The 25,522-nt window shown below is 58.0% G+C and carries 27 protein-coding genes, 1 other RNA gene and 1 pseudogene; 18 read left to right on the top strand and 11 right to left on the bottom strand.

Annotated features, from left to right (window positions below; translation table 11 throughout):
* Positions 1 to 163 precede the first annotated feature (163 nt).
* The 3 genes from EHF33_RS05960 to EHF33_RS05950 form a co-directional block, all read right to left on the bottom strand.
* Entirely contained in the window at positions 164 to 829 is a 666-nt protein-coding gene (locus EHF33_RS05960; protein ID WP_124868773.1) for a hypothetical protein, read from the bottom strand.
* A 95-nt stretch (positions 830 to 924) separates the two neighbouring features.
* The gene (locus EHF33_RS05955) at positions 925 to 1,518 is read right to left on the bottom strand and encodes a pyridoxamine 5'-phosphate oxidase family protein (RefSeq protein WP_124868771.1); all 594 of its coding nucleotides are present in this window, start codon (positions 1,516 to 1,518) and stop codon (positions 925 to 927) included.
* Positions 1,515 to 1,952, bottom strand: coding sequence for a GNAT family N-acetyltransferase (locus tag EHF33_RS05950; protein ID WP_124868769.1), 438 nt, complete (start codon positions 1,950 to 1,952; stop codon positions 1,515 to 1,517). Before EHF33_RS05950 ends, EHF33_RS05955 begins: the two co-directional genes overlap by 4 nt.
* Before the next feature lie 312 nt (positions 1,953 to 2,264).
* Between EHF33_RS05950 and EHF33_RS05945 the strand changes: the two genes are divergently transcribed.
* Together EHF33_RS05945 and EHF33_RS05940 are read left to right on the top strand one after the other, a co-directional pair.
* Positions 2,265 to 3,698 carry a phytoene desaturase family protein gene (locus EHF33_RS05945; protein ID WP_124868768.1) on the top strand — a complete coding sequence of 478 codons (1,434 nt, stop codon included), beginning with the start codon at positions 2,265 to 2,267 and terminating at the stop codon, positions 3,696 to 3,698.
* Positions 3,699 to 3,875: 177 nt separating this feature from the next.
* Positions 3,876 to 5,096, top strand: coding sequence for an ABC transporter ATP-binding protein (locus EHF33_RS05940; protein ID WP_124868767.1), 1,221 nt, complete (start codon positions 3,876 to 3,878; stop codon positions 5,094 to 5,096).
* A gap of 135 nt (positions 5,097 to 5,231) precedes the next feature.
* Here the strand turns inward: EHF33_RS05940 and EHF33_RS22115 are convergent.
* Positions 5,232 to 5,303: pseudogene (locus tag EHF33_RS22115) on the bottom strand (twin-arginine translocase TatA/TatE family subunit); the annotation flags it as partial.
* 14 nt (positions 5,304 to 5,317) lie between these two features.
* Here EHF33_RS22115 and EHF33_RS05935 point away from each other — a divergent pair.
* The 3 genes from EHF33_RS05935 to EHF33_RS05925 all read left to right on the top strand — a co-directional run bounded on the left by EHF33_RS05935 (position 5,318) and on the right by EHF33_RS05925 (position 7,851).
* Entirely contained in the window at positions 5,318 to 6,073 is a 756-nt protein-coding gene (locus tag EHF33_RS05935; protein ID WP_124868766.1) for an ABC transporter substrate-binding protein, read from the top strand.
* 137 nt (positions 6,074 to 6,210) lie between these two features.
* A complete protein-coding gene (locus tag EHF33_RS05930; protein WP_420889953.1) occupies positions 6,211 to 7,014 on the top strand; it encodes an amino acid ABC transporter permease in 804 nt (267 codons plus the stop codon).
* Positions 7,015 to 7,101: 87 nt separating this feature from the next.
* Positions 7,102 to 7,851 carry a TSUP family transporter gene (locus EHF33_RS05925; protein WP_124868758.1) on the top strand — a complete coding sequence of 250 codons (750 nt, stop codon included), beginning with the start codon at positions 7,102 to 7,104 and terminating at the stop codon, positions 7,849 to 7,851.
* 35 nt (positions 7,852 to 7,886) lie between these two features.
* Here the strand turns inward: EHF33_RS05925 and hemB are convergent, their stop codons facing one another.
* Positions 7,887 to 8,894: a porphobilinogen synthase gene (gene hemB, locus EHF33_RS05920; protein ID WP_124868756.1), complete on the bottom strand. Its 1,008-nt coding sequence runs from the start codon at positions 8,892 to 8,894 to the stop codon at positions 7,887 to 7,889.
* Positions 8,895 to 9,049: 155 nt separating this feature from the next.
* Here hemB and EHF33_RS05915 point away from each other — a divergent pair, with 155 nt between their 5' ends.
* Together EHF33_RS05915 and holA are read left to right on the top strand one after the other, a co-directional pair.
* Positions 9,050 to 9,904 (top strand): serine/threonine-protein kinase, encoded by an 855-nt coding sequence (locus EHF33_RS05915; RefSeq protein WP_124868754.1) that lies wholly within the window; start codon positions 9,050 to 9,052, stop codon positions 9,902 to 9,904.
* A complete protein-coding gene (gene holA / locus EHF33_RS05910; RefSeq protein WP_124868752.1) occupies positions 9,901 to 10,812 on the top strand; it encodes a DNA polymerase III subunit delta in 912 nt (303 codons plus the stop codon). The genes EHF33_RS05915 and holA overlap by 4 nt, the downstream gene beginning before the upstream one ends.
* Before the next feature lie 22 nt (positions 10,813 to 10,834).
* On the opposite strand, the gene EHF33_RS05905 is transcribed toward holA, so the two are convergent.
* Positions 10,835 to 11,602: a TspO/MBR family protein gene (locus tag EHF33_RS05905; RefSeq protein ID WP_124868750.1), complete on the bottom strand. Its 768-nt coding sequence runs from the start codon at positions 11,600 to 11,602 to the stop codon at positions 10,835 to 10,837.
* Between the two features lie 108 nt (positions 11,603 to 11,710).
* A complete protein-coding gene (locus EHF33_RS05900) occupies positions 11,711 to 12,535 on the bottom strand; it encodes a hypothetical protein (protein WP_124868748.1) in 825 nt (274 codons plus the stop codon).
* Positions 12,536 to 12,598: 63 nt separating this feature from the next.
* Here EHF33_RS05900 and EHF33_RS05895 point away from each other — a divergent pair, with 63 nt between their 5' ends.
* The 5 genes from EHF33_RS05895 (at position 12,599) to EHF33_RS05875 (ending at position 18,166) form a co-directional block, all read left to right on the top strand.
* Positions 12,599 to 14,773, top strand: coding sequence for a DUF4900 domain-containing protein (locus EHF33_RS05895; RefSeq protein ID WP_124868746.1), 2,175 nt, complete (start codon positions 12,599 to 12,601; stop codon positions 14,771 to 14,773).
* On the top strand, positions 14,770 to 15,210 hold the full coding sequence (locus tag EHF33_RS05890; RefSeq protein ID WP_124868744.1) for a pilus assembly FimT family protein: 441 nt from the start codon (positions 14,770 to 14,772) through the stop codon (positions 15,208 to 15,210). The genes EHF33_RS05895 and EHF33_RS05890 overlap by 4 nt, the downstream gene beginning before the upstream one ends.
* The gene (locus tag EHF33_RS05885) at positions 15,207 to 15,611 is read left to right on the top strand and encodes a prepilin-type N-terminal cleavage/methylation domain-containing protein (RefSeq protein WP_124868742.1); all 405 of its coding nucleotides are present in this window, start codon (positions 15,207 to 15,209) and stop codon (positions 15,609 to 15,611) included. The genes EHF33_RS05890 and EHF33_RS05885 overlap by 4 nt, the downstream gene beginning before the upstream one ends.
* Positions 15,608 to 16,411: a PulJ/GspJ family protein gene (locus EHF33_RS05880; protein WP_124868740.1), complete on the top strand. Its 804-nt coding sequence runs from the start codon at positions 15,608 to 15,610 to the stop codon at positions 16,409 to 16,411. Before EHF33_RS05885 ends, EHF33_RS05880 begins: the two co-directional genes overlap by 4 nt.
* Before the next feature lie 102 nt (positions 16,412 to 16,513).
* A complete protein-coding gene (locus EHF33_RS05875) occupies positions 16,514 to 18,166 on the top strand; it encodes a CTP synthase (RefSeq protein ID WP_124868738.1) in 1,653 nt (550 codons plus the stop codon).
* A gap of 2 nt (positions 18,167 to 18,168) precedes the next feature.
* Here the strand turns inward: EHF33_RS05875 and map are convergent, their stop codons facing one another.
* The gene (gene map / locus EHF33_RS05870) at positions 18,169 to 18,912 is read right to left on the bottom strand and encodes a type I methionyl aminopeptidase (protein WP_124868736.1); all 744 of its coding nucleotides are present in this window, start codon (positions 18,910 to 18,912) and stop codon (positions 18,169 to 18,171) included.
* A gap of 97 nt (positions 18,913 to 19,009) precedes the next feature.
* An RNA gene (gene rnpB, locus EHF33_RS05865) (RNase P RNA component class A) lies at positions 19,010 to 19,423 on the bottom strand.
* A gap of 68 nt (positions 19,424 to 19,491) precedes the next feature.
* On the opposite strand from rnpB, the gene EHF33_RS05860 reads away from it, so the two are divergent.
* Positions 19,492 to 19,842, top strand: a complete 351-nt coding sequence (locus EHF33_RS05860; RefSeq protein WP_124868734.1) for a hypothetical protein — start codon at positions 19,492 to 19,494, stop codon at positions 19,840 to 19,842.
* Between the two features lie 53 nt (positions 19,843 to 19,895).
* Here EHF33_RS05860 and EHF33_RS05855 read toward each other — a convergent pair whose 3' ends face one another.
* Together EHF33_RS05855 and EHF33_RS05850 are read right to left on the bottom strand one after the other, a co-directional pair.
* The gene (locus EHF33_RS05855) at positions 19,896 to 20,699 is read right to left on the bottom strand and encodes a pseudouridine synthase (RefSeq protein WP_124868732.1); all 804 of its coding nucleotides are present in this window, start codon (positions 20,697 to 20,699) and stop codon (positions 19,896 to 19,898) included.
* Positions 20,692 to 21,045 carry a hypothetical protein gene (locus tag EHF33_RS05850; protein WP_124868730.1) on the bottom strand — a complete coding sequence of 118 codons (354 nt, stop codon included), beginning with the start codon at positions 21,043 to 21,045 and terminating at the stop codon, positions 20,692 to 20,694. The genes EHF33_RS05855 and EHF33_RS05850 overlap by 8 nt, the downstream gene beginning before the upstream one ends.
* Before the next feature lie 212 nt (positions 21,046 to 21,257).
* Between EHF33_RS05850 and rpsB the strand changes: the two genes are divergently transcribed.
* The 5 genes from rpsB to EHF33_RS05825 all read left to right on the top strand — a co-directional run bounded on the left by rpsB (position 21,258) and on the right by EHF33_RS05825 (position 25,460).
* Positions 21,258 to 22,133 carry a 30S ribosomal protein S2 gene (rpsB, locus tag EHF33_RS05845; protein ID WP_124868728.1) on the top strand — a complete coding sequence of 292 codons (876 nt, stop codon included), beginning with the start codon at positions 21,258 to 21,260 and terminating at the stop codon, positions 22,131 to 22,133.
* A 116-nt stretch (positions 22,134 to 22,249) separates the two neighbouring features.
* Positions 22,250 to 23,047 (top strand): translation elongation factor Ts, encoded by a 798-nt coding sequence (gene tsf / locus EHF33_RS05840; RefSeq protein ID WP_124868726.1) that lies wholly within the window; start codon positions 22,250 to 22,252, stop codon positions 23,045 to 23,047.
* Positions 23,048 to 23,297: 250 nt separating this feature from the next.
* Positions 23,298 to 24,005, top strand: coding sequence for a UMP kinase (gene pyrH, locus EHF33_RS05835; RefSeq protein ID WP_124868724.1), 708 nt, complete (start codon positions 23,298 to 23,300; stop codon positions 24,003 to 24,005).
* Between the two features lie 52 nt (positions 24,006 to 24,057).
* Complete coding sequence (frr, locus tag EHF33_RS05830; protein WP_124868722.1) at positions 24,058 to 24,600, top strand: ribosome recycling factor; 543 nt, start codon at positions 24,058 to 24,060, stop codon at positions 24,598 to 24,600.
* Positions 24,601 to 24,638: 38 nt separating this feature from the next.
* Complete coding sequence (locus EHF33_RS05825) at positions 24,639 to 25,460, top strand: phosphatidate cytidylyltransferase (RefSeq protein WP_124872886.1); 822 nt, start codon at positions 24,639 to 24,641, stop codon at positions 25,458 to 25,460.
* Positions 25,461 to 25,522: the final 62 nt, after the last annotated feature.

Below are 25,522 nucleotides of genomic sequence, written 5' to 3'. Positions count from 1 at the left end.
AGTGATTCCAGTCTGGGTAACTCTGATCTGAGCAGCTCTGGCCTGGACAGTTCTGGTCTGGGCAACTCCTTTTGAAGCGGTTGAAGTGGGGTCTTTTTGGCGCTCATGTCGGCTCCTGTGGTGGTGGGCGAAAAGGGGAGATGGGGCTTGGGTCAGCTGCTTTTTAGTTACTCTTGAAATTGCGCCCGATCAGCAGCAGCGCCTCGGCAGTTCGCACTTCGCCCACGTAGGGAGCAAACCAGATCGTCTCGGACGCCGGAAAGAGGCCGCCGAGGGTGTCGGTGAGCTGGCGGTTGATGACCCAGACGTGGTAAGTCTGGTTCGCCACTGTAACCTGGCGCTGCTCCAAGACGTTGTAGCGGTAAGTGATGGTGCCGGACTGATCGACTTGGCCGTCATCCGAGCGCAGGCGGGCGCTGCTCTGGCCGCTCCAAGTCAGCCCCGCCTTCCAAGCGTTCTCGGCAGGCCATTCTTGCCAGGCCGGGCTCAGCGTCACGCTCAGGCCGGGTTTGCGGAAGCCCAGCAGGCGCTGGCCGCCGGCGTCGATCTGGCGGTAGGAGGTCTGGTCTGCGCCGCGTCCGGTCAGCTGAAAGGCCGACACCTGCGCGTCTCCAAACACGGTGGGGCCGAGCGCTTTGAGCGAGTACGGCACTCCAGTGCTCTCGCCTTCGGGCGCGTAGTTCCACAGCAGGCCGGTTTCTTTGGGATAAAACGACACCGCGCTGACCGGCGTTTGGGCAGTGATCGGTGTGGGCGTGGCCGTCACGCGCGGCGCACAACTCGCCAGCAGCGTCAGCGGCACGAGTGAGAAGAGCATCCGGCGCATCATGCTCTTTATCTTAGCGGGGCGGCGGGCAGCAATTTGTCAGGGTTGTTGATGTTTGGTTGGGTCTTTTGCTTCTGGGCCGCTGAGCAAATGGCTCTTTAAGCAGGTGGTTTGAGCAAGTGCTCAGGCAAAGCGGGCCAGTCTAGGGTCTGATCGGCCTGATCGGCCCAGTTCTCTTTGCCGCTCCAGCGCTCAATGGACAGTGAGTAGACACTGGTGCGGCTCAGTTGCTCATCACTGATCGGCTGCATTTCGGTACCGGGCCTGATGTCGGGAAAAATGTGGGCGCACAGCCTATACAGCGCCCGGCGGGCTTCTTCGCCTTCCAGCAGCCGCGACAGCCCGAACGCCACCACGCTGCGGTACTGCACGCTGAATTCCAGCGGATCGTTGCTCGGCAAAAAGCGGCCCATCTCGCTGGCTTCAAAGGTGGTTCGCTGGCTGTTTTCGGTGTTGGCCCTGAGCCGCCCAGCCAAGTTGGAATGGTAGATGAGGTCGTGCGTCTCTGGCCGGTAGACGAAGCTGGTCGGGTTGATGAACGGAAAGGCCTCCCCGTCCTCGCCTTGCCACAACGTGCTGATGCGGCAAATTTGAAGGCGGCCCAGCAGGTCACGTATCCATTCATCGTCTCGGCGGTTGAGCGGGCGGCGGCTGGTGGCGGGGTTGCGGGCGCGTGGGTCGTAGTAAGTCACCGCAAACTCTTGGCAAAATGGTGAGCCGTGATGTCCATCCCCGCTTTGAGGTACAGCCGGTGCGCTCCAAAACGCTGCACGCCCGAATCGAGGTGTAGACTCTCGCAGTCCAGCCGCCCCGCTTCGGCCTCGGCCCAGTCGAGCAGGGCGCGGGCGTGGCCTCTTGCGCGAGCCTGGGGCAGGGTAGAGAGGTCGTCGATGTAGAGCTGACGGCCCGAATACAAAAAGTTCAGCACCCGAAAGCCGCAGACGGCCTGAGCCTCTGCTGCTTTCGCTTCAAAAGTGGCGGCGAGCCGGTAGCCCTGCGCCGCTTGCTGCGTGACCCAACGCTGAAACGCTTCCGGTGAAGCCAGTGGCGGGCGCTGGCCCCGCAATTCAAACATGGCGGCGTAGCTCAGTTGGATATCTTGTCCGGTCAACTCCCGAATAGTCATGCTGACTCCTTGTGCGGCTGGCCCAAAACGGTGCGGTTGTCTGGTTGCTCGCTGACCAAGGTATAGCTTCAATTTGCAGATGGGGCGATTAATGCCTTGCGGAGTGCACGGCTCGGCCCTCAGCGTCCTGAGTGTCAAGGCTTCGGCAAACGGTTGGAGTGTGGCGCGGAGCATCTGTCGGGCCTGTGCGAGTGAAACGCTGTGAATCACGCTTTCAAAGTAGAGCGTCGGTGGTCGCTCGGCCAGTCCTGCCGCGACTCAACCGCCCTTCTCCCCACACATCGCCTGCGCCCGTATCAGCCATCATGAACTATGTCTTTATCCGTGCGTTCAACGCTCAGCGCCAACGTCGTGGGCAGCGGCCCCAACGGGCTGGCCGCCGCTATCGTGCTGGCAAGGGCCGGCCTACGCGTGCGCCTGTGGGAAGGCCAAGACGCGGCAGGCGGGGCGACCCGCAGCGGCCCGCTCACCTTGCCGGGCTTCGTCCACGACCTTGGCAGCGCTATTCACCCGCTGGCCATCAGCAGTCCCTTTTTCCGAGAGTTACCGCTGCACGCTTTTGGCCTGCGCTGGATTCAGCCGGACGTGCCGCTGGCCCACCCTCTGCCCGGTGGAGCGACCCTGCTTCACCGCAGCCTCGACGAAACTGCCGACGGCCTGGGCGAAGACGGCCCGCTGTACCGCCGCTTGATGGCCCCGCTGGTCGAGAACTGGGATGATTTGATGGGCGAATTTCTCAGGCCGCTGCTGCATCTTCCGGCGCATCCCATTTTGCTGGCCCGCTTCGGGATTCGCGCTCTGCCGCCCGTCACGTTGCTGGCCAAGCTCTTCCGCACCGAAAAAGCCCGCGCTCTGCTGGGAGGTTTGGCGGCCCACAGCACCCTGCCGCTGACCAGTCCGGCCACCACCGCCTTTGGGTTGATGCTCGGCGGCGCGGCCCACGCACGTGGCTGGCCGTTTCCGCAGGGCGGCGCGGGCGAGTTGGCGGCGGCGCTGGTGGGCTACTTCAAGTTTCTGGGGGGCGAAATCACGCTGGGCCAGCCTGTTCAGCATCTGCGCGAATTGCCCACCGCCGACATCACTTTGCTGGACGTGGGGCCGCCCGCGCTGCTCAAGCTGGCTGAGGGACAATTGCCGGAGCGCTACGCCGCGCAGCTTCGCCGCTTCCAGTACGGCCCCGGGGCCTTCAAAGTGGACTACGCCCTCAGCGGCCCGTTGCCGTGGGCAGATTCGCAGGTGGCCCGCGCCGGAACGGTGCATCTGGGCGGCGATTTGGCGAGCCTGACCCGCGCCGAGGCCGCCCCAGCCCACGGCAAAGTCGATCAGCGGCCCTACGTCCTGCTGGCCCAGCACACCCTCTTTGATCCCAGCCGCGCTCCAGCGGGCCAGCACACCGTCTGGGCGTATACCCACGTTCCCAACGCAAGTTCGCAGGACGCCCTGCCCGAGTTGGAAGCGCAGATCGAGCGCTCGGCTCCCGGTTTCTCGACGTTGATTTTGCAGTGCTCGGTCAGCACGCCGGCCACTTTGCAAGCGTGGAATCCAAATCTGGTCGGCGGCGACGTGGGCGGCGGGGCCAATAGCTTAGGGCAACTGCTCTCGCGCCCGGTGCTCAGCGCTCAGCCGTACCGCACGCCCGTGAAAGGGGTGTACTTGTGCAGTGCCAGTACGCCGCCGGGCGGAGGCGTTCACGGCATGGCGGGCTACTGGGCTGCGCGGCTGGCGCTGCGGGAACTGCGTTCCTAAGTGGGGCGCGGCGATCACCGAAAATGCGTTCTAGGCGTCTTGTCACAACCTTTATAGATTGGTTATACTGCTGTTGTCCGCAAAGGCCACAACGGAAGCAATAAGCACTCTTTTCATGTACCCCAATTCGCTGAGGATACTCACGGCGAAGAGACGGGGCTAAAGGTAGGCGCAATCATGGCAGATGTCATTCTGGAACACGTATACAAGCGCTACGGCAAAGACAGCGTCGCCGTTTCCGACTTCAACCTCAATGTGGTTGACGGCGAGTTTATGGTGTTCGTCGGGCCGTCAGGCTGCGGTAAATCCACCACCCTGCGAATGATTGCCGGGCTCGAAGACATCTCTGACGGCATCCTGAAAATCGGTGACCGGGTGGTCAACGACGTGCCGCCCAAAGACCGCGACATCGCCATGGTGTTTCAGAACTACGCGCTCTACCCCCACATGAACGTCTACGAGAACATGGCTTTCGGCCTCAAGCTCCGCAAGACCCCCAAAGACGAAATCGAGAAGCGGGTGCGTGACGCCGCCAAGATTTTGCAAATCGAGCATTTGCTGGGCCGCAAGCCCAAAGAACTCTCCGGTGGTCAGCGTCAGCGCGTGGCGATGGGACGCGCCATCGTGCGCGAGCCGAAAGTCTTCCTCATGGACGAGCCGCTTTCCAACCTCGATGCCAAGTTGCGCGTCGAAGTGCGCTCGCAGATCAGCCAGATTCACCAACGCCTCGGCACCACCATCATTTACGTGACCCACGATCAGGTCGAGGCCATGACGCTGGGCAACCGCATCGTGGTCATGAAAGACGGCGTGATGATGCAAGTCGATTCGCCGCTCAACCTCTACGATTACCCCCAGAACAAGTTCGTGGCCGGCTTCATCGGCAGCCCTTCGATGAACTTCCTGACTGCACGCGTCCAAAACGGGCAATTCGTGGTGGGCAATTCCAAAGTCTCGCCGCGTGGCCCGCTGGCCCAGAGCATCAAGGCTTACGAAGGCAAGGAAGTCTTCATGGGCATTCGCCCGGAGCATATCGGCGTGCGCGGCATGACCAACATTCCCGAGGGCGAAAACTTCCTTCAAGGCAAGGTGTTGGTCGTTGAGCCGCTGGGCGCACAGACCGACTTCATGCTGGAAGTCAACGGCCAGACCATGGTCGCCAAAGTCGAGGGCCACGCCCACATCAAGCCCGGCGACGTGGTCGACGTGGTGGTCGACAATGTCCGCCTCCACGCTTTCGATACTGTCACCGAGATGGCGATTGACCGTGGTCAGCCGATGGGTACCCGTGGTCAGGCCGACAGCAACGAAGGCGTTGCAGGCCGTGCAGGCAACCAAACCAATATGGCCAACCAGACCAGCCTCACCAAAGAAGTCATCGTCGCTTCAACCGACTAATAGCGTAATTTGCCGCGCAAACGGCAAAAGGAAGCTGGCCCCCGCGTGGGGTCGGCTTTTTTGAGCTTGAGGTGGGCACATGCGGCGCGGAGCGCTGATGCCCAGCTGATGTGCGGCGCTGTTTTCTGCTCACTGCTATGCGCTAAATTGACGGCGTAACCATTTCTGAGCCGCTCTCCCAAGACGGGGAAGTCGGCTTGGCCCGAATCAGGAGGCCCACTATGAAACGAACCATCCTTGCCCTCACCGCGCTGACCCTACTCGCATCCGCCGCGCAGGCCCGTACTTGGGATCAGATCAAGGCAGCTGGCACCATCAAAATTGCCACCGAGGGAGCCTTTAAGCCGTTTAACTACTTTGAAGGCAAGAAGCTGACCGGCTTTGAAATAGATTTGGCCGACGCGATTGCCAAACAGCTCGGCCTCAAAGTCGAGTGGATCACCCAGCCGTTCGACAACTTGCTGATCGGCCTCGGCCAAGACCGCTACGACTTCGTGATCGCCTCGCACGGCATTTCTCCTGAGCGGGCCAAAGCAGTGGACTTTTCCGATCCGCATTACTGCACCGGCGGCGCGATAGTCAGCAAGCCCGGCGGCCCCAAGTCGGCTGCCGATCTGGTGGGCAAAACGGTAGTGGTGCAAGTCGGCACGACTTACCTCGACAATGTCAAGAAGATCAAAGGCATTAAAGATGTCAAGACCTTCCAAAAAGACACCGACGCTCAGGCCGCACTGATGTCGGGCCGCGCCGACGCTTGGGTCAGTGACAAGTTTTTGGGTCTGGACGCCATCAAGTCCGTGCCGGGCAAGCTGGTGCAGGGCGACCTGTTGTTTCAAGAAAAGATTGCGATGGCCGTTAAGAAGGGCAATACGAGCCTCACCAAAGAACTCAACGCCAGCCTTTCCAAGCTTGAAAACAACGGCGTTTATGCCAAGCTTAGCAACCAATACTTCGGTCAAGATATTCGCTGCAAGTAAAGTCGACGGCACAAGGCTTATCAATTGAAAAGTCGGCGTCTGTTTTCCTTTGTGGAAACGGGCGCTTTTCATTTTTCGCCTAGCGCCTGTGAGATACTGAGCTGAATGAAGAACCACTCATCTCGCGGGAAGCTGTTGTGAGCGCTCCGTCCCCCAGGCCCGCTGCGCCCCGCTCAACGCCCCTCGCCGGCTGGACGTTGGGCGCTTGGCTGCTCGGCGCAGCGGCGGCTTTTTACTTGTTGTTTTTGCTGATCAGCGTGGTGCTCAAGCTGATGCCGGAGCCGATTGGCTCACGCGCAAGTTTGTTTGTGGACGGTGCACGCATCACCTTGCTGCTGACGGTGGTTTCGGGCGTCATTGGCCTCATGATCGGCTTGTTGGCTGGACTGATGAAAACCAGCTCGCTGTGGGTGACCCGCGCACCAGCAGGCTTTTTCGTCTGGCTGGTGCGCGGCACGCCGCTGCTGGTTCAGATTTTGTTTGTCTACAATGCTTTGCCGCCCTTGCTGCAAAAGATCGGTATCAATGTGCAGCTCGACGAATTCTGGTCGGCGGTGGTGGCCCTCTCGCTCAACGTTGGGGCTTACAACGCTGAAGTCATCCGGGCGGGCATTCAGGCCATTCCCAGGGGACAGGGTGAGGCGGCCCGCAGCTTGGGCCTCAGTGGAGCGCAGACCATGACCAGCATCATCTTGCCGCAGGCGCTCAGGGTCGTGGTGCCGCCGCTGGTCAACAACTTGGTGGCGCTGCTCAAAGACTCCTCGCTGGCCTCAGCCATCGCGCTGGTCGAACTCACGCTGTCGGGGCAGCGGGTCAGCAGCGAAACCTTCCAGCCGATTCCAGTGCTGACCACGGTGGCTGCCGTTTACCTCGCCCTGACCACCGTCATGACCACCTTCACCGATCAGCTTGAGCGGCGCATCAAGATCGCCGGCCGGTGAAAACGGCTGACAATTTTTAGATTTTGAGCGGTGGAGCGGGGCAAGGCGGGGGCTACACACCCTGCCTTGCCTTTATACTTTCCTGCGATGCCCGATCCTAGCGTTCTTCTCTACGGCCTGCCGCTGGCCTTCCTTGCCGGATTTATCGACGCGGTGGCGGGCGGCGGCGGCACCATCACGCTGCCCACTTTGATTTTTATGGGCCTGCCGCCTGCTCAGGCGGTGGCGACCAACAAGCTGCTGGCCATTTTCGGCTCCGCCAGCTCCACTTGGCAGTACGGGCGCTCTGGGCATATCGAGTGGCCGCTGGTACTGCGATTGGTGCCGCTGGCCCTGATCGGCAGCGCCATAGGCGCGTATTTGGTGCATTTCGTCGACCCCAACATCTTCAAGAATCTGGTGGCAGTGATCATTTTGGGCGTCGGGGCGCTGGTTTTGACCAGCAAAAAATTCGGCGTCACCGACAAGTATCCGGGCCTGACCACTCGGGTCTTGGCCCTCATCTTGCCCGGCACCCTGGTGGTCAGCCTCTACGACGGCTTTATCGGCCCCGGCACCGGCACTTTCTTGATGTTTCTTTTTGCGCTTTCCGGCTTCAACTTGGTGCGGTCATCCGGCAACGCCAGAGCCATCAACTTGGCCACCAACGCGGGCGCGTTCATCTTCTTTTTAATCGGCGGAAAAATGATCTTCTGGATCGGCCTGCCGATGGGCGCGGCCAACGCGTTGGGCGCTTATGTGGGCGCAAAAATGGCGATGTTGCGCGGCAGCGCTTTTATCAAGGTGGTTTACGCTTTTATCGTGTTGGTGGTGGCGGCGCGGCTACTTATTCACTGAGTGTTGATCCACTGATTTGTAGTTCACTACTTTGTTTAATTTGCCGCGTCTTCCCTCAGCCAGCGTGCCGCGTCCAGCGCGTGATAGGTCATGATGGCATCGGCTCCGGCGCGGCGAAAAGCGATCAATGTTTCGAGCACCGTGCGTTTCTCGTCGAGCATTCCGGCGGCAGCGGCGGCTTTGAGCATGGCGTATTCGCCGCTGACGTTGTACGCCACCAGCGGCAAGTTAAAGGCGTCGCGCACCACCCGCAGCACGTCCAGGTAAGCCAGTGCGGGCTTAACCATCAAGTAGTCCGCGCCCTGCTCCACGTCCAAGCGGGCTTCGCGCAGCGCTTCACGGTAGCCGCCCGCCGGATCCATTTGGTAGCTGGCCCTGTTGCCAACGCTGGGGGTGCTGCCCGCCGCCTCGCGGAAGGGGCCGTAATAGCCGCTGGCATACTTGACGGCGTAAGCCATCACCGGAACGTGTTCAAAACCTGCGGCGTCTAGGGCCGCGCGAATCGCGCCCACCTGACCGTCCATCATGGCGCTCGGCGCAACGATATCGGCTCCGGCCCGCGCCTGCGACACGGCCGTTTGGGCCAGCAACGGCAAGGCGGCGTCGTTGTCGACAGTCCAGCCACCCTGACCGTCCGGCACCAGCGGCCCGCAGTGGCCGTGTTCGGTGTATTCGCAAAGGCAAGTATCGGCTATCACGGTCATCTCTGGAAACTTGGCCTTTATTTCCCGTATAGCACGCTGAACAATGCCTTGCTCGGCGTGGGCTCCTGAACCAAGAGCGTCTTTATGTGCGGGTATTCCGAACAAGACGATACTCTGGATGCCAAGTTCCCAGGCTTCTTTGGCACGGTTCAAGAGGCCCGCCAAATCGTGACGTAGAACGCCTGGCATGGTCTGAATCACCTGATCGCCCTGCCCGTCATGAACGAACAGTGGCAAGATGAATTGCTCGGCGCTGAGATGAATTTCGCGTGTCAGGGCGCGGAGAGCGGCTGTGCGGCGCAGGCGGCGAGGACGCTGAAATGGAGAAGGTGCAGACATGGTTGTTAAGGTAGCGTGCTGGTACGTCGGTGGCGTGAGGCGGTTTACGTTGTTGTCAGTTAAATGAAGATGACCACTCAAACAATTAAGAAGGGCAAAGCCATTGGGGGTGTAAGTGACAACGCTGTGAAGCATTCGTCTTTATACTCCTACAAATGTCTGCTTTGTCTCGCCGTTCGTCTGTCATTACGCCCACCATCACCGTCGCCAATCCGGCTGTACTGGGAATGCGCGGCGGTGTGCGGCTGGAACGTGGGCACTGGCAGGGGCATGAGGTGTTCATCAAAGCGCTGAGCAGCAGCGATCCAGACTTCCGGGTGCGGTTTCACCATGAGGGCCGGGTGGTGCAGCGTTTGACGCATCCGGCGATTGTGCCGCTCTTGGCGCACACCCAAGAACAACTGGTGTTTCCCTTCATTGAAGGGTGCAGTCTGCGCGAGCTGCTCGATTCGCGCCGCTTGAGTGTGGCCGAAGCAGTCGCCGTGACCCAAGGCGTCTTGACGGCCGTCCGGTTTTTTCACGCGCAGGGCGTGACCCACCATGATCTCAAGCCGGAAAACGTGATGCTGCTGGGCGGCTTGGCCAGTGCCGAGAGTGTGCGCGTCGCTGACTTCGGTATGGCCCACGACAAGCGCCTCAAAGAAGATCTTCACGCGGGCACCCGCATGGGCACGCCGCAGTTTATGGCCCCCGAGCAGTTTCAGGGCGTGCGCGGCGACCCCCGCAGCGACCTTTACGCGGTGGGCGGCCTGCTCTTTGATTGCCTGGCCGGTGAGCCGCCGCACCCCGACGCGCTCGGCTGGCTGGTGGGCTTGTCGAGTGAGAGGTTGCCGCTGCCCGGCCCAAATGAGCTGCATCCGGTGATTGAACGGGCTTTGCAGCGCGACCCTGCTCAGCGCCCACAAACTGCTCAGCAGATGGCAGCGCTGCTCTCGGAAGCTTGGGCAGCTATCTGCTCGCCGAGCACTCTGCGCCGTGAACAGCGCCGCCTCAAGAAAACCCACGCATGATCCTGGCGTTTTCGGGCAACCGTTTTTTGATTGAGGAAGCTGCCCGCGAGTCTCTTGCTCAGCGCGGCCTGCATCTGCGCGATTTGCCGCGCCTCAGCGGTGAAGACGTGACCCCGCCGCAGCTCGCATCGCTGCTGGCTCCCAGTTTGTTTGGTGAATCGGCGGCACTGGTGGATTTGGAAGGCGTGCGCCCCGATAAAGCGCTGCTGGAATCTCTAGCCACGCCCGGCGCGTTGGTAATCATTCTTGACCCGCTGGGCGCGGCGACCCGCGTCAAGCATTACCAGCAGCACGGCGAACACGTCGCGGTGCCTTCACCCAGCAAAACCGGCGAGGTGGCCGGCTGGGTCGCTTCTCGGGCCAAAGCCAGCAACCTCAAACTTGCCAAAGAAGCGGCGCTGTATCTGGCCGAGGTCTTCGGAACGGATCTGGCGGGTATCGCCGCCGAACTCAACAAGTTGGCTTTCCTCGCGGGGCCGCCCAATGGCTCACTTGGCCGTGAGCTGGTGCAGCAGGTGGTGGGCCGCGAGACGCCCGGCGATTCGTTTGTCATGCTGGGGGCGGCTACGGCTGGGCGGCCCGCTGAGGCGCTCGGCCAGCTCCGCCGACTCCTCTCCAGCGGTGAAGACCCTTTCAAGCTGATGGGCGCGGTGGTGTGGCAATACAGCTTGGTGGCCCGCAGCGCGGCCTTACTACAAGAAGGTGGGCGAGTCTCCGAGACGGAAGCGGCCCAGCGGTTGGGCGTCAAGCCTTATCCAGCCAAGAAAGCCTTGGAAGTTGCCCGCAAGCTCACCGAGGGCCAAGTCAGGTCACACCTCAGCCGAATTTTAGAAGCTGACCTTGCCATGAAGCGCGGGATGGACGTAGAAGCGGTGATGGAGCGGTTGTTGGTGGAGCTGAGTCTTTAGGATTAAAGTCTCATCCAACTCCTCAAGCGCTCAGCCGTCTCGCGCCGCTGCCGGGTTTACCGCGCTGGGCAAAAGCGGCGGTCAACAGCACCACCACCCCCAGTACCAAGCCCAGCGTGACCGTCAACTCCTGTGGGCGGGCCAGATACACGCCGTAGTAAGCCCACAAAATCACGCCCATCACGGCAAAGTCGCGGTTGGCCCGCAGCAAAAAGGCCCCCACTCCTGAAGCCACCACGACCAAAATTGCTGACCATAGCGGGCCGCTTATCCCGGCCAAGCCTGCCGTAAACCCGAGGCTGACTAGCCAGGCCGTAACGTTGGCGATGGTGGCCACCGCGATCCAGCCCAGATACAAACTGGTGGGAAGGCCCAGTGCCAGCGCCTCTGTACCTTTTAAGTCCAACTGCTTGAGGCGCAGATACAACCAGATCAGCGACCCCAGCAGCGCCAGCATCACGACTACGCTTAGCCCGAAGTGAAGGCTCTGAAAGGCCACCAGCCAGCCGACATTCAGCAGATTGGCCAGCAGATAAGGCCAAAACAGCGCGTCGTAACGCGGGCCACGTTGCCCCGGCAGCGCTTGGTAGACGGCGAAGGCCAGCAGCCCCAAAAAGATCACTCCCCAAATAGCAAACGTTAGCCCTGCTGGAGTAAAAGCGTTAGGAAGCAGATCGGAGATCTCACCGTTGCTGTTGCCAAACAGGGGCAGCGCATTCGAGAGATAATTCATCAGGAGGGTGAGTAAAGTGGCCAGCACCAAAGTGATTTGTCTGCGGATGCCTATCATACCTAAGTGTAGTGTAGAGACATCGCCAAGACTGCTGTAAAAGTTGCCGAATCAGCGGTTTTTCTGCCTTGCGAGTTCATTGCCTGGAGTTTCTTCGAGCTACCTTTTTCAGCGCTTCAAGGCTCGCCTTGCCCCCACAGTGACACAAGCAGCGGCCAGTGGAGCGAGCGCCAAAGTTTCGCGCCTTAAAAGGGCCAGCCCTAGCGTGCCAAGGCTGAGCAGGCGGGCCGCCCGCACCCGCTGTGATGAAACGATCGTGGGAACTTCGTCACAGTGGCTGTTGATGCGTTCAGGGGCGGTGAGTTGTGCGCCGAGCCCGAGCGCCGCGAGGCTCAGGAGATCACTGAGAATGCTGCTGCCCGCTCCGGTTGCTGAGGTGGGCAGCGCTCCAGCAGCCGCCACCGCCACACCCGACAGTGGAGGGGCGCTGAAGTCGTCCTCAAATTCACTTGACCAGGTCAGCGCCGCACTCGGCATCAAGCTGGCGATGTGGCCGCTGCTCAGGGCGCTGAGTGCCGCTTGAACACCCAGTGCGGCGGCGTCTTGCGGACTGGTCTTGACGCCCACAGTGGCGGCCAGTGTCCGCGTGCTGCTGAGGGCGGTGAAGGCGGGCAACGCGTGGCGCAGACTGCTCAGCGGCTCAGATTGGTGGGCTTCGGTACTGCTGGGCCGCGCCAGCAAAGCCAAGAAAGCGAGCGGCATGGCGGCCAGCGCCGTGTCTGAAACGTCGGGGTCGAGTTCGCGGGCAATCGCCCAACTGCTGAACGTTCCTAGTCCAATGCGGAGGCTGCCCGGCCAGGAGTGCCCCAGCACTTTGGCGGTCAGGATGCTGAGGCCAAGGCCTACCGCCGCCCAGCGGTTGGACGAGTAGGCGAAGTCGAGGGGGCGGGGGAGGGCAGAGGCTAGAGGCTGCTGAGATGAAGCTTGAGACATAACCTAACCTACTCCCCTAAATGGGTGTTTTTTCGTAAGACCTCTTGCGGCATAGTTAAGTCTATGAAGGGAAAAAGACGGGAAGAGGGTGCCACGCTGGTGGTGCTGGTTTTGATGGTCATGGTGATTCTCGCTGGAGTGATCGTGGTGAGTGCCAATTTGGCAGTGAATAGTCGCAGGAACACGACTGACCAGCGTGCGTTACTCCAAGCCCAGTACCGTGCGGAATCTGGTGTCTCACAAGCTCAGGCGCAATTGGATTTTTTCAACCTCTTGACAGATAATCTCAAGCCTGCCAATTCTATCTACCGCAATAACATGCAGGATATGTTCGTCAATATATGTAATGAGGCAGGCGCTCCATCAAATATCAATACAGCCTCTAACTTGCCGTCTTTTGTTACGTTAGATAGTACGCATCCTATAAAAAATCTGAACGGTCTAGTTTTCTGCGATCTAACGAACAAGCCTGCTCCTGCTGTAGCTCTATCAGCTTTGTTCAAAAATTATTTTAATACCACGAATCCGACGATTACCTTGTCTGCTATGGGGCTTAATGGAACGAAGCTCGATAGTTATATGGCATCAGTTTTCAAACAGGGAACACTTAATAGTGATGGCACTTTGTCTACGCCATCAAACAGCACAAGTAACCCTCTTTCTTTCGGAATTATTCCTATTGCAGTCACGCGTCCCGGGCTAGATGTCTTCAATTTCGTATTCATGGTGAGTGACCTCAAAAGTACCGGAAACCAGAGCAATGGAATGAGAAGTATCCGATCAGATGCTACAGATTTCTCTAAACGTCAGGTTTATACATTAACCATTGCAAAGCCAAGTTTTGCTAAATATGCTCTATTTACGAACCATCATTATTCTAATTTATCTGATAGCTCGACTCTCTGGTTTACCAAAGATACTCAGTTTAGTGGGCCTGTCCATACCAATCAGAATTTTAATTTTAGTTCTACGCCTTACTTTGGAGGAAAGATTACCTCAGCAGGGTGTCCTGCAGGTCAAATTAAGACAGACGCTGCAGGAGCTGATTACTGTGCAATTTCTCAAGTGTCTGGTGCTCGTTTCTATAATAACAGTCAAACAAATATTCAGAACGTTGGTTCAATCAACTCTACAACAAAAAATGTCAACGGAAAATCTTTAAAAGAGCTTTCAACCACAGGGAATACATCAGACAAACCGATTGTTGGTGATGCAAAATGGAACAGTGATTTTGTTCAGCTCCCTGAGAATGGACAAAGCCAGATCGACGACTCAAAAAACATAACCAATATTAATGGGATTAATCAGACTGGTATCTATCTAGGCAGCGCCATAAAAAAAATAAGCTATGGAATATCTAATGCAGGATCTGTCAAATACCAGACCATAAATTATACGAAATCAGACTCTAAAGAAGTATATTTGCGCTTTGATGAGAATAGAACGGTTCAGATCAACACTGGTACAGTGAGTGCTCCAATTTGGACTAATGCTAGTAAAAATCTATCGACTGGTGAATGGCAGGCTGCGACGCTGCCGGGAGGTAGTCCTGCTAAATTCAATGGGGTTATTTATTCTAAAGGTGGCATCAAAAGTGTTTATGGGAATACAGATCCTGCTGTTGCGAGTTTTGCTCAGATGACTCTTGCTTCTGATCAGGATATTGTTCTGACTGGAAACTTAAAATATGAACAATCTCCCTGTGACTCTGGAACAGCCAAAACAGCTAATTGCTCCAGTTTTGATAGTAATGGCAATATCATTCAAAACGTTCTTGGAATCTACTCTTCCAACGGTGATATTGAAATTGCAAACAATAACACAACGACCAATTCAAACAATACGACGCAGAACACTGACCCGGATAAAGGATCGTTGAATGCTCCTAATGATCTCACGGTTCAGGCGGTGCTTATGGCTTCAAAAGGTGCTGTCCAAGTTCAGAATTATAATAGTGGTAAAGGTGGACGTGGTTCTTTTAACCTGACTGGTGGAGTCATCGAAAATGTTTATGGAGCTTTTTTCACATTCAATGGAACTACAGGTGCTCAATCAACAGGATTCAATCGTAACTTTGTCTACGATCCCCGTATGGATATCGGTTTTTCTCCCCCGAGCTTCCCTACTCAGAAGAACTGGGATATAAGTCTGAAATATAACCTCACGGCCGGCGATAAAGACAGTGCCGATGCCTCAAAAATCTTGCTGACTGGTAATATAAGACAGGCAGCACCATGAGAGAAAAAGAGAGTGGATTTACGTTACTTGAACTTCTGATTGTTATGGTGATTATAGGAATACTGGCAACTATCTTGTTCTTTAATTTTACTGCACAATTCCAAAAAACGCGCCTTCGAAATGCCGTGACAATGCTTTCGAGTGACTTAGAGCGTGCGCGTAGTGCATCTTGGCGCTCAGGTCAAAATACCAAAATTCAATTACTCGGCAATGGTTCAGGCTATACCTATCAACAGGGGGTCTCGACCTCCACTGTCGTTTTCCCTGACGGAGTGACCGCTTCTCTAGCTCCAGCGAGTTTGGCGAATTCTATATCATATACTGCTCCTTTTGCTGACACGGGAGCTATAAGTGGAACTTTTACCCTAAGAGGGGTAAATCCGAGTTATACTGACGCAATCAGGATTATCGGAGTTACTGGAAAGGTCATAAGATGAGAAGAGATCATTTATCTCAAGGATTTACAATTATAGAAATTCTGGTGGCTATTGTTCTGTTGGGAATTGTTATCATTATTACGGCACAGCCTCTCATTAATAGTCTTAGGCTTAGCGCAACATCAGAGAATACGTTGAGTGGAACCCAAGAAGCTCAAGATGTTTTAGAACGTGCTCGTGCTTTGGTTGTAGCTGATTATGGAACTCCACAAGCTGACCTTAATAATATGGTCAAACCTTCAACTTCGACAATTCTGTGTCAAGATGTGGCTCCTGATCTAACGATTAGTGCAACCTGTGCAGATACTACAGGTGATACTCCATTCTTGCGCCGTTTGACCGTCACTACTACAGTCGTTAGTCAGGCCCCAGTAGTTCTCAGCTTGGATGTAAGACCATGAGAGAGCAAAACGGATTCACCTTACTAGAGCTTCTAATCGGTTTAGCGATCACGGGTATAATTCTAGCTGTCACTACGAGTCTTTTTACGACTACGCTTTTTTCGTCTACAGATATCAATTCCCGTAATGATCTGATTAGTGAAGTCCAACTTGCCCAACAGGTCATTGCTGGTCGAACGAATGACGCCATTTATGTCTACCCGGTAGGCAGTGTTTTGACGTTGAATACGAGTGGTGCCAGTACACTCAATACCCTTATCACACCTAGCTCTCAAACGTGGAAGGTCGGGACACAACCATTTCTGGCAATGATCTTACCGCCTTCTGTACCTACAGCAGATTGCCAAGGAGCCACTCCTAGTACAGGAATTGTTACTGCTGGCTGCTATCGTTTTTTTGCTTACTATCCTATGCTTCGCTCTGCTTTGTTGAGTAGCACTTTGGTAGATGTACCCAAGGCTGATGCTAATAATGCCAGTCAATGGGTTATTATGGAATACAGACAGAACATGTTTTCAGGTGGCGTCGCTTGGAGTCCAGGAGCGGTACTGTCGAGCGATTCTGTCAAGACTCTCTCAAGTGCTCCGACTTATTACATGGGTGGAGTGGGAAGAATTCTAGCTGATTACATTCAGCCTAGTCTTGCTAATGTGAAATTCGATGTTGCTGCTCCTGCTGGTATAACTCCCGGTAGAGTGTCTATTACCTTGACGGGGCAAAGATTTAGAGTGGCTTCTACGCAATCTTCGTTAATCGGACCTCAGACTGTGAATGTCTATCCACGCAACTGGAACCCATAATCCTTCCTCTGTGCTACTCTGAAATCCCGGAAGCCACTGCGCTCCGGATTTCTTTTTTTGGTCTCACAACTAGGCCGGGCGCAGGAAGCAAAGGGAGAAGCAATGCACACCAAATACATCTTCGTGACTGGCGGCGTGGTATCGAGCTTAGGCAAGGGGGTGGCTACCGCCTCGCTCGGCGCACTGATGCGGGCACGCGGCTACAAAGTCACGGCCATCAAAATTGATCCTTACATCAATATCGACGCGGGCACCATGCGGCCTTACGAGCACGGCGAAGTCTTTGTGACGGCTTCGGGCGCGGAAACCGACCTCGACTTGGGCAACTATGAGCGTTTCCTCGACCTCGACGTTCCGGCGGGCAGCAACATCACCACCGGACAGGTGTACCTCGAAGTGATTCGCAAGGAGCGGGCGGGCGATTACCTGTCTCAGACGGTGCAGGTCATTCCGCACGTGACCGACGAGATCAAACGCCGTATCACCGAGGCGGGTGAGCGGGCCGGAGCCGATATCGTGCTGATCGAAGTCGGCGGCACGGTGGGCGACATCGAATCGTTGCCGTTTCTGGAAGCCATTCGCCAGTTCCGTTTCGATGTCGGCGACGAACACACCCTTTATTTGCATCTGACGTTGGTGCCGTATTTGGGCACCTCCAACGAATTCAAAACCAAGCCGACCCAGCACTCGGTGGCTACGCTGCGCTCGGTAGGCATCAGCCCAGACATCGTGATGGTCAGAAGTAAAGAGAAGCTGCCGGAAGACATCACCAAGAAAATTGCCCTGTTCACCAGCGTTAGGGCCAACCGCGTGTTCTCGTCTTTTGACGTGCCGCATGTCTATGAGATTCCGCTGGCCTTAGAAGAACAGGGACTGGGCAAAGCGGTGGAGAGCTTGCTGCAGTTGGAACACATCCACCCCAATCTGGGCGTCTGGCAAAACGCGGTGCGGGTCATCAAAGCGCCGCAGCGGGAAGTCAGCATTGCGCTGGCCGGCAAGTACACCGCCATGCCCGACGCCTACCTCTCGATGATGGAGGCCTTGCTGCACGCTGGAATTGCCAACGACGCCCGCGTCAACATCAAATGGGTCAACACCGAAGCGCTCGAAGAGGGTGGACAGATCGAGGAGCAGCTTGGCGACGTGGACGGTATTTTGGTGCCGGGCGGCTTCGGCGTGCGCGGTATTGAGGGCAAAATCAAGGCCGCCGAGTACGCCCGTACCAACGGCGTGCCGTATCTGGGAATCTGTCTGGGGATGCAGGTGGCGGTGCTGGAATACGCCCGCAATGTGGTGGGCCTCGCGGAAGCCAACTCCACCGAGTTTGATCCGTATGCCCCTTACAAGGTGATCGACTTGATGCCCGAACAGCTCGAAACGGCCGATCTGGGCGGCACCATGCGTCTCGGTGACTGGCCAATGGACTTGGCGGGGGGAACCAAGCTGGCGCAGCTTTACGGTGTTCCGCAGGGCGGCGAGGTGCAGGAGAGGCACCGTCACCGCTATGAAGTCAATCCGGTGTACGTACAACAACTTAAAGACGCGGGCCTGTGCATCAGTGGCGTGACCCCCGGCATGGCCGGACGCGGCGCGGGCTTGGTGGAGAGCATCGAACTGCCCGACCATCCCTTCTTCGTGGGCCTGCAAGCCCACCCCGAATTCAAATCGCGCCCGATGCGCCCCAGCCCGCCGTTCGCCGGATTTATCGCGGCGGCGTTGGAGCGAAAAGGAGTATTGCCCAAGCCGCCAGCGTAACCTTAAGCGGTCAGGATCAGTGGCACGTCCCCAGTAATCATGATGGTGTGTTCAAAATGGGCGGCCGGCCCGCCGTCACGGGTGCAAATTGTCCAGCCGTCGCGTTTGGTTTTGGTTCGCCAGGCTCGGCCGCTGGACAGCATCGGTTCAACAGCCAGCACCAAGCCTTCATGCAGGGGTGCGCTGAGGGCCGGGTGAAAAAAGTTCGGCACATTGGGCTTCTCGTGAATGGCCCTTCCTACCCCGTGGCCTTGCAGTTCGCGCAGCAGGGTAAAGCCGTGCTGCGCGGCTTCTTGCTGAATGGCGTGTCCGATGCGGTTGAGTGGTTGACCGAGCCGAGCGACTTTGATGGCCTCGGCCAAAGCTGCTTCGGTGCAGGCCAGTAAGCGCATCACCACAGGCGAAGCGGGCGGGAGAGCCAAACTGATGGCCGCATCGGCCACGTAGCCCTGCACGTTGGGCGTCACGTCGATGCTAATCAGATCGCCCGCTGCCAACGGCTTGTGGGTGGGTAAGCCGTGAACGATGTCGTCGTTGACGCTGATGAAAACATTGACGGGTGCGCCGTATTCGAGGCGTGGTGCAGATTGAGCGCCGTGAGCCTCAAAGACTTTCCCGGCCAGAGCGTCGAGTTCAAAAGGGGTGATGCCGGGTTCTACAGCGGCTTTGATGGCAGCAAGTGTTTTGGCCACGACCTGTCCGGCCCGTTTCATCCCACGTAAATCGCGTTCGTTGGTGACGGTCATGAGTCAGTTTAGCCGCTAGGGGACTGACCTTTTCCTGCAGGCCACTTTCCAGAGTCCAAAAAGCGACGCCCAGTCTTTTTCTGGGCGTCGCTTTTTTTGGCACGGGAAGGGAGTAAGCCGGGTTCTGTTCTTCCTTACGGAAGCCACGATCATCTCTCTGCGAAGGCGCGTCGCCGCGCTCCTGAAGCGACCATCCTGAGCATCAACGGGCGGGCCGCCCTCCGCTGCTGTCGGGTCTTGCACCGGATGGGGTTTACCAGTCACCGCTTATCTCTAAGCGGTCTGGTGCGCTCTTACCGCACCGTTTCACCCTGACTTGCTGCGCCGTGAGAGCGGCCTTGGTGAGCAAGCGGTCTGGTTTCTGTGGCACTGTCCGTCGGCTTCGCGCCTTCCCGTGCGCCTGCTCACGCACAGCGGTTCGCTCGCCGCCCAGCCGTTAGCTGGCATCCTGCCCTGCGGTGCCCGGACTTTCCTCACCTTTTTGCAAAGGCGCGACCGTGTTCCTTCCCGCGCCCGTGAGTATACACGGCCCCGTATCCAGTGCTCCATGCCCCGCGCCGAGCCGTTAAGCTGCGCTCTATGAATGTGCTGTCGTTTCTGGTGATTTTGACGATTGTTTTGCAGGTCAGCGTGTTGGTGTGGGTCAACCGCTCCAGTTTGACGGGCGAACAGATGACGCGCTCGCTGATTCTCATCTGGGTGGCCCTAATCCTGACCGTGGCCCTCAGCGCCTTTTATATCGTCGCTTTTTTGCATCTGCCGCGTCTCAGTCCGGGCCTGATTTTGTTTGTGCTGAGCTTGCTGGGCGCGGGCTTTCAGCTTTCGGCCATGGCCACCCGAACGTACAGCGCCCGCCCCATTCGTTTGGGCGCTGGAATTGTGGTGGGCTGCTTCCTGATTTTCTACTTGCTTAACACCTTTTCGGCTTGAGGGAAGCGGTGAAGAGTCGTCCTGCTTTCAGCACCTCCCTTAAGCGTTGCTTGCTATCCCCAGCGCTCCCGCGTCAAGCCTTCTTTGCGGTCCCAGACATGTTCGGGTGTCTTATCAGGATTCTCCAAATCGAACAGGTCGCGGCTGTCGAGTTCACGCCACTCGCCCGGCACCAGATCTTCCAGCCACAGCCCGCCGAGTCGCACCCGCACCAAGCGCGTCACCGGGTGGCCCACCGCTTCGAGCATCCGCCGGACTTGGCGGTTTTTGCCTTCGCGCAAAGTTACGTAAACACCTTTTCCGGCGCGGTCAACCCGCGAGGGCGCGGTGAAGCCGTCCTCCAGCTCAATGCCGTCTTCCAAGGCGTCCAGCGTGTCGTTCTCAGGAATGCCGCCGTCAATCCAAGCCCGGTACACCTTGTCGTGGCCGTAGCGGGGGTGGGTCAGGCGCAGGGTCAGCTCGCCGTCGGTGGTCAGCAGCAGCAGCCCTTCCGAGTCGCGGTCGAGCCTTCCCACCGGGTGCAGGCCAGGAATGTTTGGCATGTTGTCCATCACGGCGGGGCGGCCCTTTTCATCGTGGGTGGTGACGATAATCCCCCGGCGCTTGTACATGGCGAAAGTCCGCTGCTCGGTGGGGGCGGCGTCCAGCGCCAGCTCGTCCACCTCGACCAAGTCGTCTTCGCTGACCGATTGGCCGAGCGTGGCCACCGCACCATTCACGGTCACGCGGCCCGCTTTGATCAGTTCCTCGGCGGCGCGGCGTGAAGCGACTCCGGCGCGGGCGAGGCGCTTTTGCAGGCGCTCAGTGGTTTTGTTGTCAGTGAGCTTAGTTTCAGTGGAACCGAGTTCTTCAGGCACGCCGACCACCTCCGATTAAAGCTAAGATTCCGGCCACGCCCAGCACGGCTGAGACGCTCAGCACCAAGCCGCCGACTGTTCCTACTGAGCCCTTCAGCGCCGCCGGAACCAGTGTGGCGACGGCCAGCAAGTTGGCGGCGGCCACACCGTAGCGGGTCACGCTGTCCGGGTGAAACGCGGCGGCAATCAGCAGGCCGCCCCAAGCGGTCAGCAGCGCCCCGCTGAGACGGGCCAGCCAGAGGGGACTCAGGCTGAGCAGTTGGCTGAGGCTGCTCGGGAAAAAGTACAGCAGCACCCCCAGCGGCAGATAAATCACGGCAGAAAGCCAATACGCGGCACGTAACACGCTCAGCAGTCTACCCCGACTTCCCCAAAGGAGGCGAGGGCTACGCTAGCCGAGTGGGCGCAGGCGTGCTAAACTCCTTGGTTGGGTGCCCCCGCGTTCCCATCCGCCGCGCTCGAGCGTCGCAGCGGAGACTGAGGCGAGTTTTATTTTCATAAACACACCGCCCCGGCACGCAGACGGCAAACTTTATTTTGAAACGCTCAGGAGAAGACATGTCTTATATCGGTATGAAGCAGTTACTTGAAGCGGGCGTCCACTTCGGCCACGAAACCAAGCGTTGGAACCCCAAGTTCAAGCGGTTTATTTTCGCTGAGCGCAACGGTATTTTCATCATCGACTTGCAAAAAACCCTCAAGCAGATCGACCGCAGCTTCGATTTCATCAAAGACCTCTCGGAGCGCGGCGGCACCATCTTGTTTGTCGGCACCAAAAAGCAGGCCCAAGAAATCGTGGAACTCGAAGCCCGCCGCAGCGGCATGCCCTACGTGACCAGCCGCTGGCTCGGCGGCATGATGACCAACTTCCGCACCATCCGCACCCGCATCGACCGCCTAGCCGAACTCGACGAGCTGTTCGAGTCGGGCCGCATCAACGACCGCCCCAAAGCCGAGCGCATTCAACTCGGCTCCGAGCGCGACCGTTTGCTGCGCTACGTGGGCGGCATCCGCAAGATGACCCGTTTGCCCGACGCTCTGTTTGTCGTTGACCCCACCAAGGAAGTCATCGCCGTTCAGGAAGCCAACAAGCTGGGCATTCCGGTTATCGCTTTGGCCGACACCGACTCCGACCCCGACGTGATCGATTACATCGTGCCGGGCAACGACGACGCCATCCGCAGCATTCAGCTGATCACCCACCGCATCGGCGACCTCATCGTTGAGGCGCGTGGCGGCGGCGAGGATGTCAGCAGCGAGCGCGTCAGCGAAGACAACGCCGACATTGACGCGGCAGAAGCGCCGATCAGCGACGACGTGGCGATGTTCACCACCCAGGGCGGCATCGGCGGCGAAATGAGCCAGAACGACACCCAGGGCCAGCAAATCGCTTCCGGCGCAGCCGCGGCGATGGACAACGAAATCAAGGGCTAATCGCTGAAGCAAAGAAATGGTGCGGCGGCCCTGAGCGAAATGCTTCAGCGCCCCGCATTTTTCAAGCACCACCCGAACACCCCCTAAATTAATTTCTCTGAACGGAGGCATCAACGATGTTGGAATCAATTAAAAAGCTGCGTGAACTGACCGGCGCGGGCATGATGGACGTTAAAAAGGCGCTCTCTGACGCGGGCAACGACGAAGACAAAGCGGTGGCCCTGCTGCGTGAGCGCGGCATCGTCAAGGCGGCCAAGAAAGCCGACCGCGAAGCCAAAGAAGGCTTGGTGCGCTTCGTGGTCAGCGGCAACAACGCCGCGATGGTAGAAGTCAACAGCGAGACCGATTTCGTGGCCCGCAACGCTGACTTTCAGGCGCTGGTTGAGAGCTTGGCCCAAGCCGCCCTTAAAGCCAAGACCAATGATCTGGCCGAGTTCAAGCAGTTCAAGCTTGACAGCGGCGACAGCGTGGAAACTGCTGTAGCGGCGGCGGCCGGCACCATTGGTGAAAACCTGGTGCTCAACCGCGTGGCTTACGTGGAAGGCCAGAACGTGGCCGGATATGTTCACAGCAACGGCAAGATCGGCGTGCTGGTGGACTTGGCCGGTGGGCAGGAGCAGCAGGCCAAAGACGTGGCCCTGCACGTCGCCGCCGAGCGCCCCCAGTACCTCAGCCGCGACGAAGTCAACGCCGAGGACATCGAAAAAGAGCGCGAAATCCTGACCAACAAAGCCATCAACGAAGGCAAGAACCCTGACCTCGCCGCCAAGATCGTGGGCGGTCAGATCGGCAAGTTCTACGAGGAGCGGGTGCTGCCGGAGCAAAAGTTCGTCAAGGACAACAGCCTGACCGTCGGCAAGTACCTCGGCGACACCGCCATTTCGCGCTTCGTGCGTTTCGAGATCGGCGCATAAGGAAGGGGGCAAGTGGCCTGCCGCTTGTGGCGTGTGGAAACAGCCGTGATCTGGAGTGTTGACGGCTCTGTTTGTTTCCAAGCGTCATTGCTGAACTCAGAGCCGCAGGCCCCTTTTGCCCAGTAACCTACCCACGGTTGCTGGGTCTTTTTTCTGCTTTCTTTTTGAAGCTTCCCTACCCAAATTCCAAGAAATAAGATTTTTGCGCTCATTCTCATCAACAAGTTTCAGGCCAGAGACGAGGTCAACTATGTATAAACGGGTTTTGCTCAAACTCTCCGGCGAATTTTTATCGGGCGAACAAGGTTTTGGGATCGTGCCGGAAGCCACCGACAAGTTGGCCCACGACATCGTTTCGGCGCTGGAAGGCACCGACGTGGAGCTGTCCATCGTGATCGGCGGCGGCAACTTCTGGCGCGGGGCTCGCAACGGTCAGGGCATGGATCCGGCCACGGCGGACTATATCGGGATGCTTGGCACTGTCATGAACGCCATGGCCCTGCAAGACTCGATGGAGCGGGCCGGAAAGCCCACCCGCGTGATGAGTGCCATTCAGATGGCGGCGGTGGCCGAGCCGTACATTCGCCGCCGCGCCATGCGCCACATGGAAAAGGGCCGGGTGGTGATTTTCGGCGGCGGCAACGGAGCGCCGTTTTTCACGACCGACACCACCGCCACCTTGCGGGCGCTGGAAGTCGGCGCAGAAGTGGTGCTGTACGCCAAAAACAAAGTGGACGGCGTCTACGATTCTGACCCGCAGAAAAACCCGGACGCGGTGCGCTACGATCAGCTCAGCCACATGGACGTGGTGGAAAAGCGCCTTGCGGTGATGGACGCCACTGCCATTACCCTGTGCATGGATAAAGGCCTGCCGCTGGTGGTCTTTGATATTTTTCAGGAAGGCAATTTGCGCCGCCTGTTCGCGGGCGAGCGGGTCGGAACGCTGATTACTTCGTAGCTTTTAAAATCAGCAACCACACACAAGACCAAAGGAGTGAATGCTCATGGATATGAAACAACTTCAAACTGAATCGCGCAGCAAAATGCTCAAGGCCATTGAAGCGCTCGATCACAGCCTGTCGGTGCTCCGCACGGGCCGCGCCAATCCGGGCATTCTCAAAAAAGTACAGGTGAACTATTACGGCTCCACCATGCCGATCGACCAGGTCGCCAGCATCAGCACGCCGGACGCCCGTACCTTGGTCATCACTCCCTGGGACAGAGGAGCGCTCAACCCGATCGAAAAGGCCATTCGTGATTCGGATTTGGGCCTCAATCCCAACAACAAAGGCGACACCATCTTTATCAGCTTGCCGATGCTCACCGAGGAGCGCCGCAAAGACCTGATCAAAAATGCCCGCAACTACGGCGAGGATGCCAAAGTCGCGGTTCGCAGCTTACGCAAGCACGCCTTAGACGACCTCAAGAAAGTCGAGGGCGTGGGCGAAGACGAGATCAAGCGCGGGGAAGCCGACGTCCAGAAGCTGACCGACGAATTTATCAAGCGGGTTGATGATACGGTCAGCGCCAAGGAGCAGGACATCTTAGGGTGAGCAAGGCCCCAGCCACCCCGCCGCCCGCGCCAAAGCGGATGGAATCGCTCAGCACCCGCTTTACCACCTCGGTGGTGGGCTTTGCTTTGGTGTGTGTGGCGGTGTATTTCGGCTGGGTCACCCTGCTGCCGTTTTTGCTGCTGATCGGCTTTTTGGCCCTGCGCGAATACATCCACATGGTCGACCGGCGCGACATCGATGTGCGGCGCACTGGGCTGTACCTGTTCGGCGCGGCCATCGTGGTGGCCAGTTATCCGGGCTGGCCTGCGCCCTGGGCGGGCGGCTCGTGGCGCGAGGTGGTGCTGACCGCTGCCACTGGGTACCTGCTGGTGGCAGAAGTCATGCAGCCCGGTGAACGCCCCCTTGAGCGCGTGGTCTACAGCTTGTTTGGCCTGTTGTATATCCCGTGGTTGCTCGGCTACTTTCTGATGCTGCGCTACAGCCCCGACGCGGAGGGCGGCCTGCTGTTCTTCGCCCTGCCGCTGCTGGCCACTTTTGCCGCAGACACCGGCGGCTATTTTTTCGGTTATTTCTTTGGCAAGCGCAAATTGGCTCCCGAAGTTAGCCCCGGTAAAACGGTGGAAGGTGCGCTGGGCGGGTTGCTGGTCAGCTTCTTGGTGGTGGTCATCGTGACCCGCCTCGCCAACATCTGGAGTCTGCCCGACGCCTTTTTGTACGCGGTGATGGTGGCCAGCGCTTCGCAGCTCGGCGACCTCAGCGAGAGTTTGATTAAACGCTCGCTGGGTGCCAAAGACAGCGGCAACACCCTACCGGGTCACGGCGGCATTTTAGACCGCTTGGATTCGTTGCTGTTCGCTGTGCCGATCACCTATGTGTTTTTAAATATCAATGTGTTTTGAAGGCAGTTGACGTTAGAGAATAAGAAGAAGGCCCTGAGATTTACTTCAGGGCCTTCTTCTTA

Source organism: Deinococcus psychrotolerans (genome assembly GCF_003860465.1).
GTDB classification, from domain to species: Bacteria; Deinococcota; Deinococci; order Deinococcales; family Deinococcaceae; genus Deinococcus; species Deinococcus psychrotolerans.
The sequence above is the reverse complement of the archived record's forward strand: the minus strand, read 5'-3'. Positions and strand labels throughout refer to the sequence as shown.

Coding starts and splice junctions, on each gene's coding strand:
- EHF33_RS05895 (WP_124868746.1), top strand. CDS start 12,599: ATGAAGGGAAAAAGACGGGAAGAGGGTGCCACGCTGGTGGTGCTGGTT.
- EHF33_RS05880 (WP_124868740.1), top strand. CDS start 15,608: ATGAGAGAGCAAAACGGATTCACCTTACTAGAGCTTCTAATCGGTTTA.
- holA (WP_124868752.1), top strand. CDS start 9,901: ATGATCCTGGCGTTTTCGGGCAACCGTTTTTTGATTGAGGAAGCTGCC.
- EHF33_RS05825 (WP_124872886.1), top strand. CDS start 24,639: ATGGAATCGCTCAGCACCCGCTTTACCACCTCGGTGGTGGGCTTTGCT.
- tsf (WP_124868726.1), top strand. CDS start 22,250: ATGTTGGAATCAATTAAAAAGCTGCGTGAACTGACCGGCGCGGGCATG.
- EHF33_RS05905 (WP_124868750.1), bottom strand. CDS start 11,602: ATGATAGGCATCCGCAGACAAATCACTTTGGTGCTGGCCACTTTACTC.
- pyrH (WP_124868724.1), top strand. CDS start 23,298: ATGTATAAACGGGTTTTGCTCAAACTCTCCGGCGAATTTTTATCGGGC.
- EHF33_RS05950 (WP_124868769.1), bottom strand. CDS start 1,952: ATGACTATTCGGGAGTTGACCGGACAAGATATCCAACTGAGCTACGCC.
- EHF33_RS05890 (WP_124868744.1), top strand. CDS start 14,770: ATGAGAGAAAAAGAGAGTGGATTTACGTTACTTGAACTTCTGATTGTT.
- EHF33_RS05935 (WP_124868766.1), top strand. CDS start 5,318: ATGAAACGAACCATCCTTGCCCTCACCGCGCTGACCCTACTCGCATCC.
- EHF33_RS05900 (WP_124868748.1), bottom strand. CDS start 12,535: ATGTCTCAAGCTTCATCTCAGCAGCCTCTAGCCTCTGCCCTCCCCCGC.
- map (WP_124868736.1), bottom strand. CDS start 18,912: ATGACCGTCACCAACGAACGCGATTTACGTGGGATGAAACGGGCCGGA.
- EHF33_RS05945 (WP_124868768.1), top strand. CDS start 2,265: ATGTCTTTATCCGTGCGTTCAACGCTCAGCGCCAACGTCGTGGGCAGC.
- EHF33_RS05925 (WP_124868758.1), top strand. CDS start 7,102: ATGCCCGATCCTAGCGTTCTTCTCTACGGCCTGCCGCTGGCCTTCCTT.
- EHF33_RS05940 (WP_124868767.1), top strand. CDS start 3,876: ATGGCAGATGTCATTCTGGAACACGTATACAAGCGCTACGGCAAAGAC.
- frr (WP_124868722.1), top strand. CDS start 24,058: ATGAAACAACTTCAAACTGAATCGCGCAGCAAAATGCTCAAGGCCATT.
- EHF33_RS05875 (WP_124868738.1), top strand. CDS start 16,514: ATGCACACCAAATACATCTTCGTGACTGGCGGCGTGGTATCGAGCTTA.
- hemB (WP_124868756.1), bottom strand. CDS start 8,894: ATGTCTGCACCTTCTCCATTTCAGCGTCCTCGCCGCCTGCGCCGCACA.
- EHF33_RS05915 (WP_124868754.1), top strand. CDS start 9,050: ATGTCTGCTTTGTCTCGCCGTTCGTCTGTCATTACGCCCACCATCACC.
- EHF33_RS05885 (WP_124868742.1), top strand. CDS start 15,207: ATGAGAAGAGATCATTTATCTCAAGGATTTACAATTATAGAAATTCTG.
- EHF33_RS05960 (WP_124868773.1), bottom strand. CDS start 829: ATGATGCGCCGGATGCTCTTCTCACTCGTGCCGCTGACGCTGCTGGCG.
- EHF33_RS05860 (WP_124868734.1), top strand. CDS start 19,492: ATGAATGTGCTGTCGTTTCTGGTGATTTTGACGATTGTTTTGCAGGTC.
- rpsB (WP_124868728.1), top strand. CDS start 21,258: ATGTCTTATATCGGTATGAAGCAGTTACTTGAAGCGGGCGTCCACTTC.